14 protein-coding genes are annotated in these 17,456 nt (G+C 59.3%); 3 read left to right on the forward strand and 11 right to left on the reverse strand.

What is annotated here, in order from left to right:
- Nucleotides 1-107: 107 nt before the first annotated feature.
- From BJQ17_RS05875 to BJQ17_RS05900, 6 genes are all read right to left on the reverse strand, one after another.
- Nucleotides 108-365 (reverse strand): PAAR domain-containing protein, encoded by a 258-nt coding sequence (locus BJQ17_RS05875; protein WP_003250871.1) that lies wholly within the window; start codon nt 363-365, stop codon nt 108-110.
- A complete protein-coding gene (locus BJQ17_RS05880; protein WP_070095752.1) occupies nt 362-1,255 on the reverse strand; it encodes a DUF6708 domain-containing protein in 894 nt (297 codons plus the stop codon). Before BJQ17_RS05880 ends, BJQ17_RS05875 begins: the two co-directional genes overlap by 4 nt.
- A 4-nt stretch (nt 1,256-1,259) precedes the next feature.
- Complete coding sequence (locus tag BJQ17_RS05885) at nt 1,260-2,717, reverse strand: hypothetical protein (RefSeq protein WP_003250876.1); 1,458 nt, start codon at nt 2,715-2,717, stop codon at nt 1,260-1,262.
- Between the two features lie 108 nt (nt 2,718-2,825).
- Entirely contained in the window at nt 2,826-3,722 is an 897-nt protein-coding gene (locus tag BJQ17_RS05890) for a DUF6708 domain-containing protein (RefSeq protein ID WP_070095738.1), read from the reverse strand.
- The gene (locus BJQ17_RS05895) at nt 3,722-6,715 is read right to left on the reverse strand and encodes a T6SS effector BTH_I2691 family protein (protein WP_070095739.1); all 2,994 of its coding nucleotides are present in this window, start codon (nt 6,713-6,715) and stop codon (nt 3,722-3,724) included. Before BJQ17_RS05895 ends, BJQ17_RS05890 begins: the two co-directional genes overlap by 1 nt.
- A gap of 332 nt (nt 6,716-7,047) precedes the next feature.
- Nucleotides 7,048-7,332, reverse strand: coding sequence for a hypothetical protein (locus BJQ17_RS05900; protein ID WP_070095740.1), 285 nt, complete (start codon nt 7,330-7,332; stop codon nt 7,048-7,050).
- Between the two features lie 164 nt (nt 7,333-7,496).
- Here BJQ17_RS05900 and BJQ17_RS05905 point away from each other — a divergent pair, with 164 nt between their 5' ends.
- Together BJQ17_RS05905 and BJQ17_RS05910 are read left to right on the forward strand one after the other, a co-directional pair.
- Nucleotides 7,497-7,925 carry a DUF2231 domain-containing protein gene (locus BJQ17_RS05905; protein WP_003247665.1) on the forward strand — a complete coding sequence of 143 codons (429 nt, stop codon included), beginning with the start codon at nt 7,497-7,499 and terminating at the stop codon, nt 7,923-7,925.
- Nucleotides 7,922-9,214, forward strand: coding sequence for a sorbosone dehydrogenase family protein (locus BJQ17_RS05910; RefSeq protein WP_070095741.1), 1,293 nt, complete (start codon nt 7,922-7,924; stop codon nt 9,212-9,214). Before BJQ17_RS05905 ends, BJQ17_RS05910 begins: the two co-directional genes overlap by 4 nt.
- A gap of 84 nt (nt 9,215-9,298) precedes the next feature.
- Here the strand turns inward: BJQ17_RS05910 and BJQ17_RS05915 are convergent, their stop codons facing one another.
- Nucleotides 9,299-11,431 carry a TonB-dependent siderophore receptor gene (locus BJQ17_RS05915; protein WP_014861625.1) on the reverse strand — a complete coding sequence of 711 codons (2,133 nt, stop codon included), beginning with the start codon at nt 11,429-11,431 and terminating at the stop codon, nt 9,299-9,301.
- A gap of 215 nt (nt 11,432-11,646) precedes the next feature.
- On the opposite strand from BJQ17_RS05915, the gene BJQ17_RS05920 reads away from it, so the two are divergent.
- Nucleotides 11,647-12,228 carry a hypothetical protein gene (locus BJQ17_RS05920; RefSeq protein ID WP_003247673.1) on the forward strand — a complete coding sequence of 194 codons (582 nt, stop codon included), beginning with the start codon at nt 11,647-11,649 and terminating at the stop codon, nt 12,226-12,228.
- Between the two features lie 2 nt (nt 12,229-12,230).
- Here BJQ17_RS05920 and BJQ17_RS05925 read toward each other — a convergent pair whose 3' ends face one another.
- From BJQ17_RS05925 to BJQ17_RS05940, 4 genes are read right to left on the reverse strand one after another with little or no spacing between them, the layout of a single operon-like run.
- Complete coding sequence (locus BJQ17_RS05925; protein ID WP_047603914.1) at nt 12,231-13,580, reverse strand: cation:proton antiporter; 1,350 nt, start codon at nt 13,578-13,580, stop codon at nt 12,231-12,233.
- A gap of 23 nt (nt 13,581-13,603) precedes the next feature.
- Nucleotides 13,604-15,088, reverse strand: a complete 1,485-nt coding sequence (locus BJQ17_RS05930; protein WP_070095742.1) for an amidase — start codon at nt 15,086-15,088, stop codon at nt 13,604-13,606.
- Complete coding sequence (locus BJQ17_RS05935; protein WP_047603911.1) at nt 15,088-16,752, reverse strand: NAD(P)/FAD-dependent oxidoreductase; 1,665 nt, start codon at nt 16,750-16,752, stop codon at nt 15,088-15,090. The genes BJQ17_RS05930 and BJQ17_RS05935 overlap by 1 nt, the downstream gene beginning before the upstream one ends.
- Before the next feature lie 56 nt (nt 16,753-16,808).
- Entirely contained in the window at nt 16,809-17,447 is a 639-nt protein-coding gene (locus tag BJQ17_RS05940; RefSeq protein ID WP_019751887.1) for a peroxiredoxin-like family protein, read from the reverse strand.
- Nucleotides 17,448-17,456 lie beyond the last annotated feature (9 nt).

Here is a 17,456-nt window from a genome sequence, read left to right on the forward strand (position 1 = left end):
AACGGGTCACCCAGAAAGGTGGCTTTGCTCGCCATTTGGGCCGCTGGACGGCCCAAACCTGTTGACTGGCAGGCTTCAGCATCCGGCTCGGTGGCCGGTAGTGGCTTTCAATCAATGAGCCAACCCTGGTCCCCCTCGATCAACGTCCCTCCATGACTGGTAGTGTCACCCTCCCTTGCTGCGGGGTGGCCCTCGATGATTGTGCAGGCAGCGCCGGTTTCGATAACGGCGCCACAACTGATGCGATCGCCCACACGAGCGACGGCCTTGCCATCCACGAATGTTGCATTTGCGCCGGTTTCCACAGTGCCTTCGCCATGGAGCGGGCAGCTATGACGATGGCCTACCAATACGATGGGTTTCATTTGCGCTTCCTTTTGCCGGGTTGAACGGGGGCTTCTTCGAAGGCTGCTGGTGGCGGTGGCGCGGCTCGGACGTTGAACAGGCGGCAGATGCCATACCAGCAGAGTGCGACGGAGAGGTTGTAGGGAAACAGCACGGCCCAGAACGGCAATTGCCAGTTCTTTTTGCCCTGCATTTCACCGGGCTCGCCGGTTCGCCAGGGGGCGTAGTGGCGCCAGGCTTCTGCCGGGGTCAGGCAGATGGCGTGCAGTGGCTTGTGCCACCAGTTGGGTTCACCGGGCGGAGGGAGTTTGTCTGGGCCGTGGTCCATGAAGTGGCGGAGGTATTCCCATACCTCGGCGACATGCTTGACGCCGGGCTCGGTGGGTTCGTTGCTGTCGATCCAGAGGCAGTCTTTTTGATGCAGGCTGCCGTCTTCGCGGCGGGGGGCGAAGGCGAGGGCATAGCTGGTGGTGAAGGAGGAGCCGCCGAATTCTGTGCGTTTGAAAATACCGCCTCTTGTGTTATTCCAATCAATAACCATGAGTGTGTTTATGCGTTTGTAATAGATTTTTTTGGTGGCTCTATTGAGGTATATTTCAGAAAGTTTTTTTATTAAGAAAACACGGTAAGCTAAGAATGGAGTAAAAATAAATGGCCCGAGGAGCTGTATTGCAATAAATACATATGTCCCTTCCTGTTGGTAATTGATTGAGTGGGTGAAAAATCCTGTGTAGGATACAATCGCGATGGCTAAAATCGTGGCGGTATACATCTTGGCCATGAAGACTGAGTCGGAAACCCATGGATTTCTGAGCTGCGCTAATGTAGTGGTTATTTTGCTGATCTGTCCGTGGATTTTTGGTTGGATATAAGTGTTTTGGTGTGGACTAAATAACCATGTTGTGGCCACAGTGCTACCTCTCGACATGAAGGGTTGAGGTTGAATGAGTATTGGCGGATAAACCTTGGTTTGGTAGAAGATTTATAAATAGAGTGCCGCTTTTTGCTCTGGCTCTATCGATTCTGTAATGTAAAACAAGGCCTGCGCAAGTTAAGTGGCAGGTCGGCTCAGTCTTTGAGGGAGTTGCCTTGCTGTCGAAGTCCAAGGTGCTTAAGGTGCCATGCCATAAGCTCTGCCCTATAATGAAGTCTTTTAGGAGTACGGTTAGTTCAATGGTGGCCATGCCCTCGTCTACATGGCTATGGATGATTGTTGCCCAATCTGGTGTTGGCCACTGATTGTTGATAATCAATCGTGTAGTAAGCCCTTCAAGATTTAGCCGTGCTGTTTGTTCAGCAGTCAGAGCAATGGGAGCGTAGATCTGAGTATGCCAGGCTTCAAGCTCTTCGTTGATATTGGTGAAGCTGGGGAGAAGTTTCTGGTGGTCTAACTTAATCCCAGAACGGATTTCGCCATCGTTCTCTCTTGTGCCAAAAATACTTCTGCTTGCCCAAAGCTCTATCGGAGTATGGAGGCGCTCATGTGCTTTAGCGTGTAGGTAAAGCCCACCGACAAGCACGATAGCACCGACAAGCACGAGACCCGCAGCAGCCCAGCCTGCGAAGGGGATTAAAGATGTTGGGCCAGAAATCGCGAGGCTAGCTTCCAGTATAAGAGCGGATCCAGCGGCAGATGTGAATCCACCAGCAGCAGTATACGCACCTGATAGAGCCCCCCCATTTCGGGACTGTCGATACCCTTTTAATATGTCTGAGGTTAGTCCAAGGATAATCGCCGGGTAGCCAGAGGCGCGGGCGAATAAATTGCTACTTAAGTGCTTTACTATGCCATTTCCAAACGCCATTCCTGGCGCCGTAGAACTGAACTTGATGACTACGGCTTTATGCGTGGCCCGCACGCTAACCAGCGTCACTACCGCCGCGCCGATCACCCCGAAGACTGATGAAGCAAACCCCATCGTGTATTCCGGTGCGTCACTCTGCTGCAGGTTGCTGTACGCCGTCTTCAGCGAGATCACATTGAACCACAGCATCCCCGCGTTTAAACCACCCCCACCGCCGGAAGTGAGCAACCCAAGGAAGTTAGGTTTCGCACGCGCAGTGGTGGTCAGCTCGATGGATACCGTGCGGCTACCCGAAATGCGCAACGCTTTCATCTCTTCAACCTGCGCCATGCCGCTCTTCAAATACCGCTGCACCTCCTGGCTAAAGGGATTTTCCGTAATGGCCTGCTCGGTGATGCGATAGCGCGCCGCCAACAACCCCAGCGCTTTCTCGGCATTGGCCTCGCGCGCTGCCAGCAACACTTGCTGGCGCAGGCCATGGCTGGCATCCCAACGGGTCTGGCCACGCAGGCGCTTGAGCACCACGGCATTGACCGACTGGGCGGTGAGGTCGGTGATGTTAGCCATGGCCGGGAAGTCGCGGGTGCCTGGCACGTTGGTGTAGTGCACCGTCAGGATGGGGACGCGTGAACTGCAGACAGGGCCTGGAGGTAGCGCTGCTGACGGAGGTGTCGCTCATGTACGCTTCCTTTTTTGGGTTGAATGCGCTGGGGCCTCCTCAAATGCTTCGGGTGGCGGTGGCGCTGCTCGGACGTTGAACAGGCGGCAGATGCCATACCAGCAGAGTGCGACGGAGAGGTTGTAGGGAAACAGCACGGCCCAGAACGGCAATTGCCAGTTCTTTTTGCCCTGCATTTCACCGGGCTCGCCGGTTCGCCAAGGGGCATAGTGGCGCCAGGCTTCTGCCGGGGTCAGGCAGATGGCGTGGAGTGGCTTGTGCCACCAGTTGGGTTCACCGGGCGGGGGGAGTTTGTCCGGGCCGTGGTCCATGAAGTGGCGCAGGTATTCCCACACTTCGGCGACATGTTTGACGCCGGGTTCGGTGGGTTCGTTACTGTCGACCCAGAGGCAGTCTTTTTTGTGGAGGCTACCGTCCTTCCTAGGCGGGGCAAAGGCAAGTGCATAGCTAGTGCTGAAGGATGAACCACCGAACTCTGTGCGCTTAAATACCCCTCCCTTGATATTGGTCCAATCGAATGAGATAAGCTTTTTGTTACGTTGATATAGAATTTTTCCAGTTGCGCGATTGAGGTAGATGTTTGAAAGGTTTTTTATGAAGAATATCCTGTAGGTGATGAATGGTGTAAATATTAGTGGTGCAATAATGTATTGTGCGAGTGAGTGAAGGTCCGCTAGCGCTGACTTTCTAAAATCTGCATCTATGATCTCCGGGTAGATATAGGCTGCTAACCCTAATGTCATGGCGGTATATAGTTTTCCCATGAATACGGAGTCGGATACCCATGGGTTCACGAGGGATAAGTGATGTTTGTTTATGGTTGATAGTTGGCTTGAGATATGTGGAGTGAACTGAGAGCGTGCGGAGGGTGTGAAAATCCATGAAATGGCCATTATCGTTCCCCAAGCTTGAAGGTCTGGGAGGAGCCTGCTTGTTCATCTAAGCCTAGATTTGGCAGATATTTGATGTTCAGTTTAATGTGGCGGTGGTTTCGAATTTGATTCTTGAAGTGGAGTATCAGTCCTCCCCTGATTTCATAGCAGTCTGGTGTGGCTGGGAATACAGATATGCCATTGTTCTCGAGTTGGCTACTAAGGCTGGCTTGCCATTCGCTCTGGCCCAATAGAAACCCTCGTAGGAGGACTGTAAATTCAGCAGTGGGGGGGATGCTAGAAACTTGATTGTGTGTGATAGCAGTCCAGTTCGGAGTAGTCCATGTGTTTAAGTCAGTCCATTTGCTGTCTAGATGCCCTAGGTCAAACAGTTTTGTCTCTTTTTTTGAAAGCAGCGAGGGTGAGTAAAATACCTGATGCCAAGCGTTGATTTCGTCTTTAATGTTGACGAAGTTTGGAAGTTTCTTGTCGGTATCTAAAATTATGTCTGGTCGGCTTTCGCCGTCATTGAGACGGTTCCCAAATATACTTCGACTGGCCCATAGCTCTATAGGGTTGTGAAGGTGTTCGGTGGCTTTCGCATGGAGGTAGATGCCTCCAGCTATGATCGCAGCACCTAATAGGACTACTGCAGCTGCAGTCCACCCTGCAAAAGGGATAAGTGTTGTGGCGCCTGCAATAGCTAATCCACCTTCTAATACCAAGACGGAGCCTATTGCGACCGCGCCCCCACCATAGAAAGTTAAATCAGAAGCGGCAGTATTACCGTGCATCTTCTGCCTTTGGGATTTTTTATAGTCAGAGGCGAATCCTAGGAAAATAGCCGGGTAGCCGGACAACCTTGCGAACAAATTGCTTCCTAGGAGCTTGATTAGACCGTTACCAAAGGCCATGCCCGGCGCTGTGGCACTTAATCTCAGCATGACGGCCTTATGCGTTGCCCGCACGCTGACCAATGTCGCCGCCGCTGCACCAATCACCCCGAAAACAGATGAAGCGAACCCCATGGTGTATTCCGGTGCGTCGCTCTTTTGCAGGCTGTTGTAAGCCGTCTTGAGCGATAAGATGTTGAACCACAGCATCCCCGCGTTTAAACCGCCACCACCGCCGGAGGTGAGCAACCCCAGAAAGTTGGGTTTCACCCGCGCAGTGGTGGTCAGCTCGATGGACACCGTGCGGCTACCCGAAATGCGCAACGCTTTCATCTCTTCAACCTGCGCCATGCCGCTCTTCAAATACCGCTGCACCTCCTGGCTAAAGGGATATTCCGTAACGGCCTGCTCGGTGATGCGATAGCGCGCCGCCAATAACCCCAGCGCTTTCTCGGCATTGGCCTCACGCGCTGCCAGCAACACTTGCTGGCGCAGGCCATGGCTGGCATCCCAACGGGTTTGGCCACGCAGGCGCTTGAGCACCACGGCATTGACCGACTGGGCGGTGAGGTCGGTGATGTCCGCCATGGCCGGGAAGCGACCGGCGAGCCCTTCGATCACGTTGTCGCTGGCGCCGAACATGGCGCCGATCGAATCGGCTTTATCCTTGAACGGGTTGAACGGCGCCAAGGCGGTGTAAAGCGGGCTGTCGTGCTGGTCCAGCCATTGCTCCAGGCGTTTGAAGCGTCGGTCATGATCTTCGGTGCCAGGTGTCGGCTGGCCCATCGGGTGGATCAGCAACGCCAGTGAGATTTCCAGACCGCGGGCGGAGGTGCGTTCGTCGCGGTCGTAACAGGCCAGTGCCGCAGCCAGGCTGTAGGGGTTATCAATGTGTTGGGGTTCGGCCGTCGCCAGCCAGGCGTCATGATCGTTGCTGGCTTGCAAGGCCAGGTTGCGCAGGGCGGCAATCCGCCGTTCCAGTGCGTCGCGTTCGGCGAGGAAGCGCCGGTATTTGTCGACATCGAGGCGCTGTGCCAGGCGCGCGCCATTAGGGGAGTAATCTTCATGGGTGAGGGCCTGGAAATGTGACTCGGCCGGCGACAGGGCAGGCCCCCGGCGTGACGTGCCCAGCCTGAACGCGGCCAGTTCCGGTGAAGGTGCATCTGCCGGGTACAGGCTTTCCAGCGTCTTGTTCAGCAGCATGGCGACCAGGTTGCGATGGTGAAAGTCGCGGCTCTGCGGGCTGAGCTGTTCGGCATCCAGCCGGTAGCATGCCGGCACGCGCTCCTGCTCGGGAGGTTGGGCGGGTCTTGTGTGCTCCAGTTGCTCGGCCGGCATCAGGTCACGCAGTTGATGCTGGTAGGCCGAGACCGACAGGCTCAGGTCCAGGGCCATGCCTTCGGCGTCGGCGAGCGCCACCACCACTGGCACTTTCGGCTGGGTCCAGGGGTAATGGCGGGCGATGGCATTGAGGTTGCCGATGGGCAAGGTTTCGGTGACCGGGTCGCTGCTCCAGGTCAGCGGCATGCGCCGCTCGGTTGGCTTGAAGTCTTCGACCCAGGTTTGCAGGGCACTGACCGGCAACACATGGGGCTGGGTGGACGGCGCCGGGTTGCCGCTCACCAGCTCGGCCATGTCCAGCTGGCGCATGTGCCGTTTGCGCAGGGCTGCCGAACCGGTGATACGGGCGGTGATGGCGTTGGTCCACAGGTGCGGGCTGTAGCCGATCCACACTTCCTTGGCCGTGTCCTGGCAGGTGTCGGCCCATACCCAGCCGATGCTCTGGCCAGACAGGTAGCGCTCACGGCGGTGGTAGTCCTCCAGCCCTTGGTAGCGCATCTCCTTGTAGAGGCCCGCGCCGACGTGCTCATGAATGACCAGTTTTTCGCCCAGAGTGCCTTTCATGAACACGTAGACATAGCCTGGGCGCAAAGCGCGGAGGGTGTAGGCCGAGTGCTGCAGCGGGGCGAAGCCTTGTTCCAGGTTGAAGCCTGCATCGGCATAGCGGCAGGCGGGGGCGTCGCCGGTGCGGGGTACGATGGCGTAGCGCACTGGCAGGATGGGCACGCGTGCGCTGCAGGCAGGGCCGGAGGTGGCGCTGCTGACGGAGGCATTGGTCATGCGAGCTCCTTGCTCAGAGAGACAGTCTTTTCGAACCAGAGACGCACTGCGGCAACTTTCAGTACTGACAATACTGAAATGCCGTTATTCATACTGTGCTGGATTTCAGGCCCGACTCTATGCTGTAAGAAGTTTCCTACTTACTTGCTGAGATGAGCGGGCGATCAAGTATCTGGAGTTCAAGTGAAAGACAATGCCTCGGTCGCTGCTTTTGGGTCGAGGCTGAAAGTGTAAGATTTTATTTGAATGTATAAGTATTGTGTTTGCGCAATGTCGTGTGAAAAGTTGCAGTGTTTTTGTAGGAGGTTTCGTACTTTAAGGTTGTTATATGTTCAGTTTTTGCACTTGGCCATCACTACCTGGCAAGTCCTGGGCGTGCCTCCCGAGCGGCTGGCATAACGCACGCAGTTATTCAGGGATTTCTGTCGCGCAATGCTCAATGTATTGCCCCAGGCCAGGCCGCCTTCCCCGGTAGTGGGGACGGCCTTGGCAAAGCAGTTGGAGCCCACTGCAGGCGTGGCGTAGCGTGCCTTGCTGGTGTTGCTGGAGCAGCCGGCGAGAGCCAGGCTGAGGCCGAGCAGGGTGGCCAGGGCCCAGTACGCGTTTGGTCTGCTCATGTATTCCCCTTCTGCGCTTGGCAGCAAATGCCTTGCAGGATATTTCATTACAGCGAAGCGGTGAACTATCGGGGCGTCAAGGGGCTCCTTTGCTAAGCGCACCCCGCGCTTACCTGATGGCGCAAGACCATCAGCCCTGGGTCACTGAATGAAAAGGAGGCACCGTGACCGCACCTGATCAAACCCTTTACCGCTGTACGCCCAGCCCGCTGCATGCCCTGCTGCTGGCGGGCAGCGTACCGCTGTTCCTTGGTGCGCTGCTGAGCGATATCGCCTACTACAACAGCTACCAGATTCAGTGGAGCAACTTCGCCGCCTGGTTGATCGCCGGTGCCTTGGTGTTCTGTGGGCTGGCTCTGTTGTTCGCGCTGGCCAACCTGATCCGCGCCGAGCGCAAGGGCGGGCGCGCTACGCTGTACTTCGTGCTGCTGCTGGTGACTTGGGGGCTTGGGCTGATCAATGCCTTTGAGCATGCCAAGGACGCCTGGGCGGTGATGCCTTCTGGGTTGGTGTTGTCGGTCATCGTGACAGTGCTCGCGGTGGTGGCCGCCTGGACCGGTTTGAGCAACCTGCGTTCAGGAGGTGTGGCATGAAGCCTTTGCATGCATTTAGCCTGTTGGGCGTGGCGCTATTGCTGAGTGCCTGTGGTGGCGACGGCGAGCCGACCCAGGCCCATGGCCCGGACCCGAAACTGCCGGAGCCTCAGCGCGGCTTGCTGCCGAGCATGAAGATTGCGCAACCGGCTGCCTGGGGCGATCTGAAACCGACCGTGCCGGAGGGCTTCAGTGTCACCGCCATTGCCACCGGCCTGAAAATCCCGCGCCAGAGCCTGGTGCTGCCCAATGGCGACATTCTGGTGGCTGAGGGCCGGGGAGGCAGCGCGGCCAAGCTCAAGCCCAAGGATGTGATCGCCAGCCAGATCAAGGCCAAGGGCAATACCCAGGTCAAGGGTGGCAACCGCCTGACCTTGCTGCGCGATGCTGATGGCGATGGCAACTACGAGGTACAGGCCGTGTTTGCGGATAACCTCAACGCACCGTACGGCCTGGCCTATGCCAACGGCAAGCTGTATGTAGCCAACCAGGATGCGCTGGTGCGCTTTGACTACAAGGAAGGCCAGACCCAGGCCGACGGCCCGCCAACCAAGGTCACCGACCTGCCGGCCGAAATCAACCACCATTGGACCAAGGCGCTGACCATCAGCCTGGATGGCCGCTTCTTGTATGTGGGTATCGGCTCGAACAGCAATATCACCGAGCGCGGCCTGGAGGTGGAGATCGATCGGGCCATGGTCTGGCAGGTCGATGCCGAGACCGGCGCACACCGGCCCTATGCCACCGGCTTGCGTAACCCGACAGCATTGACCATCCAGCCGCAGACCGGGCAGTTGTGGACGGTGGTCAACGAGCGGGATGAGCTGGGCCCCGACCTGGTGCCGGACTACCTCACTTCGGTACGTGAAGGGGGCTTCTATGGTTGGCCTTACAGCTACTGGGGCCAGCATGTGGATGAGCGGGTGCGGCCGCAGAACCCGGACAAGGTGGCGGCGGCGATCAAGCCGGATTACAGCCTGGGTTCGCATGTGGCTGCACTGGGTGTGGACTTCTCGTCCTCGGCAATGGGCGAGCGCTTTGCAGACGGTGTGTTCGTGGGCGAGCACGGCAGCTGGAACCGGCCCAACCCGGTGGGGTACAAGGTGATTTTCGTGCCGTTCAGCAATGGCAAGCCTGCTGGGGAACCCATCGACTTTGCCACGGGCTTTCGCGGTGAGGATGGCAAGACCCGGGGGCGACCGGTTGGGGTGACGGTGGACCCGCGAGGAGCGTTGATCATTGCCGATGACCTGGCGAATACGTTGTGGCGGGTGACGCGGAATCGCTGAATGCTATCTGATCAAATCGTCAAAGCTTGCTGGCGATGGGCCGCAGAGCGGCCCAATTGCTGACTGACAGGCATTGCGCGTGGGTCAGAAGCGGTAGTTGAAGCTGGCTTCCAGTGTGCGCGGTGCCCCTGGGGTGATCAGGTCGACCGAGCCATGTGCCGAGGCATAGTAGTCACGGTCGAACACGTTCTTCAGGCGCAGCGCGGCATCCCACTGCGGCACGCTGTACAGCAGCGCGGCGTCGAAGGTGGTATAGCCTGGCATCACCACCACATTGTCGAGCGCTGTGTAGCGTTCGTCGACGTAGTTGGCTCCGGCGGCAACACGCCACTCTGGTGTCAGGGTACGTACCAGCCAGACGTTGGCGCTGTTGCGCGGCGTCAGGGTAGGGGTCTGGCCTTCGTTCGCCACGCCATTGGTCTTGCTGTTGGACTTGGTGATTTCGGCGTCCAGGTAAGCGTAACCGGCATAGATCTGCCACTTGTCGGTGAGATGCCCGCTGACGGTGGCTTCAAAGCCATCGGTACGCTGTTCGCCAGCCAATACGGTCAGGTTGGGGTTGGCCGGGTCGGCAGTCTTCATGTTGGTGCGCTCAAGGCGGAACACTGCGGCGGTCAGTGACAGGCGGCTGTCGAGCAGGTCCCATTTGGCGCCGATTTCATAGTTGGTGGTTTCTTCCGGCTCCAGGTGCTGGTTGCTCGGGCTCACCGCGAACACTTCGCCCGAAGGCTGATAGCTGCGGCTGACCGACACGTAGTAGGACTGGATGGCGTCTGGCTGGTAGACCAGACCCGCACGCGGGCTCCAGGTCTTGTCGGTACGATCCAGGTCGATGTTTTGCACGCGGTCGTCGTCGTACTCCTGGCCAAAGATGTCATAACGCACACCGACCAATGCCTTCCAGTGCGCGTTCAGCTCGATCATGTCCTGCACGTACAGACCGGTGGTCTGCTGGAAGTTGGTGCCCTTGGACGACAGGTTGGCGGCATGTTCCGGTACCGGCACCAAGGCATCACGGTACACCGGTACCTGGGCCACGTTGGTCTGGCTCAGCACGCGCTGGTACTTGTCCTGAAAGCCTGCTTCCACGCCGTACAACAGGTTGTGCTGCATGCCGGCCAGTTGCGCTTGTTGCTTGAGCTCCGTCTGGTTGAACACACCGTACTCATCGCGGGCGACGTTGCCGCGGTTGAGCTTGATCAGCAGTTCACCGTCGGGCGCGGTGACGAAGCGCGTCGGGCTGCTGTCGGCCAAGGTGTTGTTGCGGTCCAGGTCGTAGCGGTAGTAACGGCTGGTGTTGGTCAGGGTGAAGTTGTCGTTGATGCGGTAGTCCAGGCTGGCTGTAAGCGAGAACACCTCGCTGCGGGCGTAATCCTGGTCCGCATCGCCAGAGCCAAAGCGCTTGTCGCGGTCCACGTCCACCGGGCGGTTGCCCAGGGCCGGGATGCCGAAGTCGATCAGGCGCTTGTCGTACAGGTAGGTGGCGCCCAGGTTCAGTTCCAGGTCGTCCGAGAGACGGAAGTAGGCCGACGGTGCGATGGCCTTGCGGTCGATGTAGCCATCATCGCGGAAGGTGTCGCTGTCTTCGAAGGCACCGGTCACGCGGTAGGCCTGGTTGCTTTGCGGGTCGGCCCAGCCGGTGTCGAACTGGGTTCGGCGTTTGCCTTCGCTGTCGACGTTCATGCCGACTTCGCGCTTGGGCGTGAAGCTTGGTTTTTTGCTGATGCTGTTGATCAGCCCGCCCGAGGAGCCACGGCCATACAGCACCGCGGCCGGGCCCTTGATCACCTCGACACGCTCGATGTTGGACAGGTCGCGAAAGTACAGGGCGTCGTCACGCACGCCGTCTATGTACATGTCGCCAATGGCGCTGAAGCCACGGATGGTCACCTGATCGCGTTGGCCATCGCCGTTGGACAGGCCGATGCCGGGCACGTTCTTCAGCACGTCTTCCATGGACTGTGCGCCTTGGTCCTTGATCACGCTTTCGGGAACGACGTTGACGGTTTGCGGGATATCGCGCAGCGGCGCGTCGATCTTCATGGCGCTGCGGCTTTCACTGGCCTTGTAGCTTTGCTGCTCATAGACGCTGGTGACGGCGGTGGCAGGCAGCGCGAGGCTACTTTGCGTATCGGTTTGGGCGGCAGCGTGGACAGCAGGCACAACGAGCAGGCCCAGCATGGAAATGGATGCTGGGGCAACAGACCTTTTTGCCATTACAGGCGACTCTTTGTTGTTATCGGGGTCACGAATAGTAATGATTTGCAAATGTAAAGCAAGTGTAAAGAGTTCGTATTAGCTATAACAGTGATTTCTGCGACGAAATGTGTCGCCACCCGGGAGGGCCGGCAAGGCGGCAGGTAATGGCTATGCTTGTTAGCGCGTGAGCCTTTCACGCGCCTATTCGGACTTGATCACAGGGAAGCACGCCTATGAACCCCATTCGTACTCTCGCTCGTGCTGTAGCCCTTGCCACGCTGGCCTCTGCTGCCAGCTTCACGGTACAGGCTGCCGGTATCCCCATCGGGAGCGAGGCGCTGGAAAGCCATGTCACCACACAGGTAACGGCTATCGACCTGGCCACCCGACAAGTCACGGTGAAAGGCCCTGACGAGAAGAAGGATGTGACGTTCCAGCTGACCGAAAAGGCCAAGGCGCTGCCCAACCTGAAAGTCGGTGACCAAGTCGACATCTACGTGACACGCGCCGTGGCCTATGTGCTCAATCCGGAAGTGGGTGGGGCGCCGAAAGCGACTGAAGAGTCCGGTACCATTCGTGCAACCGAGCAAAACCCCAACCCGGGCGGCGAGGCGTTCCGCCAGGTCAAGGTTACCTCTCAGATCAAGAAGATCGACCTCAAGACGCATGAGGTGAGCTTGTTGCCACCGGAGGGCAAGCTGCAGGTGGTCAAGGTCGAGAACCCAGACCTGCAGAAACGCATGAAGAACCTCAAGGTTGGCCAGACTGTCGACGCGATCTACACCGAAGTACTGCGCGTCGAAACCTCGCGCTGACCTCAGCCGTTGCTGACCTCGGTTGCCCCCGGGGTCGCATGCGGGGCGCGGGTGCGTGCGGTCAACAAGCGAATCAGCGGCGATGCGATGAAGGTACTGATGATGGCCATGATTACCAGCAGCGTGAAGTACTCCTTGGGCAGCACGCCCAGGTCATAGCCAACGTTCAGTACCACCAACTCCATCAGCGCCCTGGTGTTCATGCATACACCGATCAATGCCGAATCGCGGCGATTTTCGCCCAGAAGGCGGCTAGCCCCATAAGCACCGAAGAATTTGCTGGCGAAGGCCACCAGGCAGATCAACAGGCAGTTCCACAGAGCGGTGTTGCCCTCAAGGGCGCCAATATCGGTGCGCAGGCCCGTATAGGCAAAGAAGATCGGCAGGAAGAACGCATTGACCACGCCGCTGACCTTGGCATTCCACTGTTCGACGAAGGTGCGCTGGGTATGCAGCGCTACGCCAAGTATGAAACCGCCGATGATCGAAAATACCCCGATCAGGTTGGTCACTGTCGCACTGGTCAACAGAATGATCAGCATCAGCGATATCCCTTGGGTCGACAACGGCCGGCGCTGCAGGTCGCCGATTATCCAGCGCAGGACCAGTGGCCGTACCAGGGCGATCACGACGACGAAGAACAACGCTAGCGCCAGCAACCTCGCCAGAGAGGTCCAGGGGTTGAACTGCGAGGCGATCAACGAAGTGACGCCGCCCAGGATCAGCCAGCCGCATACATCGTCGATTGCTGCCGCGCCAATGGTGAGCGTGGCGACCCGAGAGCGGGATAGGCCAAGCTCCATGAATATCCGTCCCAGGATGGGCAGTGCGGTGATCGACAGTGCCGTTGCAAAGAACAACTGGAAGGCTAGCAGTGAGGGTTTGTCCCCGCTGATCTGCTGCCAGAAGTACTCGGCAGTGAGCATGCCGCTGGCAAATGGCACCAGCAGCCCTCCCATGCTGATGACGATGACCGAACGCTTGCGGCCCTTGAGGTGTGTGCCGAACTCGAACTCAAGGCCGACCTGGAACATCAGCAGGATCAGGCCGATCTGCGCGGTGACCACGAAGGCGGTGGCCGTTTGCGGTACGAACAGCGCGGCCAGTTGCTCGGGGAAGAAATACCCCAGCAGGCTCGGACCGAGCACCAGCCCGGCAAGGATTTCGCCGGCGACCGGCGTCTGGCCCAGGCTGCGGGTGCTGAACCAGGCGATCAGCCGCGAGACGCTGAAGATCACGATGAGTTGCAGCAGAAACATCAGGGTCAGGTGCTCCGCCTGGGAACCTACGGCTGACTGGGCCTGGGGTGCCGGCGTGAGTTGCACGGTACTGGCATGAATGGCGTTGGACATGATGAAGTCCCGAAAATAAAGAGTCAGATAGGCGGTGCGAGCCAGCCACCGAATGCATGTTCCAGGGCCAGGGCTGCGTTCAGCAGCCGGTGCTCTTGCCCTAGGCCGGCGACCAGTTGCACGGAAACCGGGCAACCTTGGTCAAGGCGTCCCATGGGGACCGTCAGCGCTGGCAGCCCGAGTACGTTGAACAATGCGGTGTAGCCGATATCGCCCGGATAGCGCAGGGCATGGCCATGTTTGGGGGAGATGCCGGGGAGCACCGGTAGTGCCAGCAAGCTGTTGCCCGCCAGGCGTTCGGCCAATGCCTGTTGCAGGGCATCTCGTTTCGACAGCTGACGCGTAAGCCCGGGGCTGCCCAGGAATTCGCCCAGGCTGTCGAGTACGGTAGCCAGCCAGGGCCCGGTGGCATGCAAGGGTTTACCGGCCAGGGCCAGGCAGGCCTGGGTCAGGTGCGCCACAGGTTGGCCATCGCCGAGGATATCGGCCAGGCGAGCGCCGGCTTCCTTCTTCAGCACGGCCAGCCAGATGGCGAATGCGTCGTCCAGTGCCTGAGGGTACCAGCGTTCGACCTGGGTGCCTTGTAATTGAAAGTGGTGCGCCAGGTCCTCCAGTGCCTGGGTCACTGCCGGGGATACCCGGCTGCCCCAGCTCAGGCGGTCTGGCTGGCACAGGTATAGGTGCTGCAATGCACCGGGCGCCTGGCAATGCTGGTAGTGGTCGACAATGTTGCGATCGCGCTGGTCGGGGCCAGCGATGATTTCCAGCAGAACGGGCAGGTCTTCGGCATGTCGGCATAACGGGCCCACGGTGAAATGCCGGGCGATACCCATTGCATGCGGCTGCCCCAGACCGCGCTCGTCAAGGGGCAGATGCCCGGTCAATGGCACCAGCCCCCGTGATGGCTTGAGGCCGAAGATGCCATTGCAGGCCGCCGGGATACGCACCGAGCCGCCACCATCGGTGCCCAGCGCGAAAGGTACGCAAGCACTGGACACCAGCACGGCATCACCACCACTGCTGCCACCGGCGCTGCGCCCCTGCCGGTAAGGGCTGCCGGTGCAACCATAGACCGGGTTATCAGTTTCAGGCCAGAGCGCCATCTCGGCCTGGTTGCCCAGTGCCACCGGAATGGCGCCAGCCTCGATCAGGCGCTGCGCGGCAGTGGCGGTAAAACGCGCAACCTGTTGCTGGCGAAGGCGCGAGCCGCAGGTTTTCGGTGCACCGGCCAGCCCCAGGCCTTCCTTGAAACTGAAGGGCACGCCATGCAGGCGGCCCAGCGTAACCCCTTGGTCACGTTGGCGCTCGGCAACCTCGGCGGCCCGCCGTGCCTGGTCGTACAACGCCACTGCCACGGCGTTGCAGCGTTGTTGTATGGCCTGGCAGCGGCCGATGCTGTCCTCGACCAGGGCGACCGGTGACAGCGTGCCATCGCGCACCCCCGCAGCCAGGCGCACACCGCTCTGGGCGAGCAGTTCGTGGTCGGCCGTCATCTTGGGCAAGGCCATCAGTGTTTGGCCAGGTCGAGGAAACCACCGTCGCTGCCGAATGGCGATTTGAGCAGTTCGGGGGCTTCGCCGTACTTGTAGAACAACGAGGGCATCAGCCTTAGGCTGGTTGCCCGGCCGAGGTCCTGCAGGGTGCCCAGGCTGTGCCGCGCCAGCAACTTCAGGTGGCGTGGTGCCAAGCTCCAGCGCACCATGCGCATCAGGCGCAGGCGCAGCATTGCCGAGCGCAGGAAGTAGCTGGCGGCGTAACGCGGGCGAGCCTGGTTGTCGGCCTTGTACAGGGCGAAGTTGATGGTGCGCGAGTACAGGTTGGGGATCATCTGTGGGCTAATGCCCGGGTTGGAGCGGCGCACTTCGCGCAGCAGGCAGGCGAATGGCAGCGGCGATGGCTGTAAGTCACGTGTGTAGCGTGGCAGCAGGTCGGCGAACTGCTGCGCCTGGTGGCCGTCGAGGAAGTCGCCACTGACGTACATCGGCAGCACCACATGGAAGTACGCCATGTTGGCGAACAACAGCGTCCAGCCCATCAGGAACGGGTCGTCCATCACCTCGTACCATTTGCTCCAGGTGTCCTGCAGTGCGAGCTGCGCCTGGATGTGCGACTCCAGGCAACTGACGTAGCCCGGGGTGAGGGTACCCTGGATATCCTTTTCGATCATCGCAGCCACCTGCGGGATCTGCTGGGCCACGTAGGCCAGCCCTGCGCTGTTGGCTGGGTCGAAGGTGAATGCCGCGTCACCGATCAGGAACCAGCCATCGGTGGAGTAGTACTGGTTGGCTTCGTACATGTAGTTGTACATGGCGTGCTGGTCGACCACTTCGCCCGAGGCCATCAACTCGGTGATCACCGGATGATCGGCCATGACCCGCTCCTTGAACGCCTCCAAAGTGCCGATCCGCTCGTTGACCATGTCGGGCCGGTAGGTGATGCCGATGCTGATCATGTCGGCACCGTCGTCACTGCGCATGGGGATGAGCCAGATCCAGTAGCCTTTGCCGTAGAAATGGTGGGTGACGTAGTAGGGGTCGTAGCAGTGATGCTTGTCCTTGTGGGTGTTGATGTTGTGCAGAATGCTGCGGTCGAACTGGCGCAGGCGGAACCAGAAGGTACTGCGCTGGTAGGTTGGCTCCTTGTGCAGCTTGAGCTTCTTTGCCATGAAGCGATTGCGGCCTGTGGCATCCACCACCCAGTCGGCATCCAGCTGCCAGCTCTGCGCCTCGTTGCGCAGGGTCAGGCGATGGCGGGTGTGCTCACCTTCATGCAGGTCCACCGCAGCCACGTCAGCCTCTATCAGTTGCACCTGCTGCCCGGCGACGATGGCACGCAGGTCTTTGTCGAAACTGAACCGGTTAAGGTTGTAGGCTGGCATGCGGATAACCCCGGGGGCCTCGTGGACCACGTAGTTGCGGCATTCCGGGTTGTTGCGTAGCTTCAGGTAATAGGTCAGGCCGTACTTGTGGTAGTGCTTCTCTTCGAGCAGGCTGCCCAGGCCTATGCCTTTGAAAAAGTGCGTAGTGAGTTCGACCGTCGACTCGCCGACGATCGGCCGCTTGCGGTCCGGACGGCCGATTAGCGTCACTTCCACGCCCGGCAGCCGTTTGCGCAGGTACAGGGCAGCCAGGTGGCCGGCCACGCCGGCACCCATGATAGCAATACGTTTCATGTCATCTGTCCGTGATGAGGTGAGGCACCGGGCAGGCCGGTGCCGGGGAGTGAGTCCTAGTGGCTGGCGGCTTCGATCAAGGCCTGCGGTTCGGCACGTTCGGAGTAGTCGACATTGACGAATGCATGGCGAATGCGGCCATCCTGGCCGATGATGAAAGCGCTGGCCATCGGCAGGCTGAGATCGTCGCAGTCGTTCAGTGCCTTGAGGTCGGCGCCGAGTGCCCGATACACCGCTTCCAGCTCTGGCTCCAGCTCGAAGACGATGCCGTACTGGCGCGCCAGCTGGTTGCCCGGGTCGCTCAGCAGTTGGTAGCGCACGCCCAGGGATTCGCGGGTTTTCAGGGTGGCAGCGCGGCTCTGGGCAGAGACGGCGACCAGCGTGGCACCGCTGGCGGCCAGATCGCTTGCCATCTGCTGGTATTCGCTGAGCGTTACATTGCAGAACGGGCACCACAGGCCGCGGTAAAACACCAGTACCAATGGACCGCGTGCCAGCAGGGCCCGCAGGTCCACGGCCTTGCCATCGGCATCCTCCAGCACGGCCAGCGGGGCGTTGTCGCCGGCTTTGAGCACGTGCTCCTCAGGGTGTCTTGCGATAAGGGCTTGCAACGAGGCGCCAAATTTTTCCAGCACCTCGGTGGGCAGTTGGGCCATCTGCTGTTTGACAGCGTTGAGTTTTTCCTTGAGTGACATGCTTGTTTC

The organism is Pseudomonas sp. NBRC 111139 (assembly GCF_001753955.1).
Classification (GTDB): domain Bacteria; phylum Pseudomonadota; class Gammaproteobacteria; order Pseudomonadales; family Pseudomonadaceae; genus Aquipseudomonas; species Aquipseudomonas alloputida.

Bases quoted from the DNA above. Each gene is read 5' to 3' on its own strand.
- BJQ17_RS05875 (WP_003250871.1), bottom strand. From the start codon at position 365: ATGAAACCCATCGTATTGGTAGGCCATCGTCATAGCTGCCCGCTCCAT.
- BJQ17_RS05885 (WP_003250876.1), bottom strand. From the start codon at position 2,717: ATGGCTAACATCACCGACCTCACCGCCCAGTCGGTCAATGCCGTGGTG.
- BJQ17_RS05890 (WP_070095738.1), bottom strand. From the start codon at position 3,722: ATGGCCATTTCATGGATTTTCACACCCTCCGCACGCTCTCAGTTCACT.
- BJQ17_RS05895 (WP_070095739.1), bottom strand. From the start codon at position 6,715: ATGACCAATGCCTCCGTCAGCAGCGCCACCTCCGGCCCTGCCTGCAGC.
- BJQ17_RS05900 (WP_070095740.1), bottom strand. From the start codon at position 7,332: ATGAGCAGACCAAACGCGTACTGGGCCCTGGCCACCCTGCTCGGCCTC.
- BJQ17_RS05910 (WP_070095741.1), top strand. From the start codon at position 7,922: ATGAAGCCTTTGCATGCATTTAGCCTGTTGGGCGTGGCGCTATTGCTG.
- BJQ17_RS05915 (WP_014861625.1), bottom strand. From the start codon at position 11,431: ATGGCAAAAAGGTCTGTTGCCCCAGCATCCATTTCCATGCTGGGCCTG.
- BJQ17_RS05920 (WP_003247673.1), top strand. From the start codon at position 11,647: ATGAACCCCATTCGTACTCTCGCTCGTGCTGTAGCCCTTGCCACGCTG.
- BJQ17_RS05925 (WP_047603914.1), bottom strand. From the start codon at position 13,580: ATGTCCAACGCCATTCATGCCAGTACCGTGCAACTCACGCCGGCACCC.
- BJQ17_RS05930 (WP_070095742.1), bottom strand. From the start codon at position 15,088: ATGGCCTTGCCCAAGATGACGGCCGACCACGAACTGCTCGCCCAGAGC.
- BJQ17_RS05935 (WP_047603911.1), bottom strand. From the start codon at position 16,752: ATGAAACGTATTGCTATCATGGGTGCCGGCGTGGCCGGCCACCTGGCT.
- BJQ17_RS05940 (WP_019751887.1), bottom strand. From the start codon at position 17,447: ATGTCACTCAAGGAAAAACTCAACGCTGTCAAACAGCAGATGGCCCAA.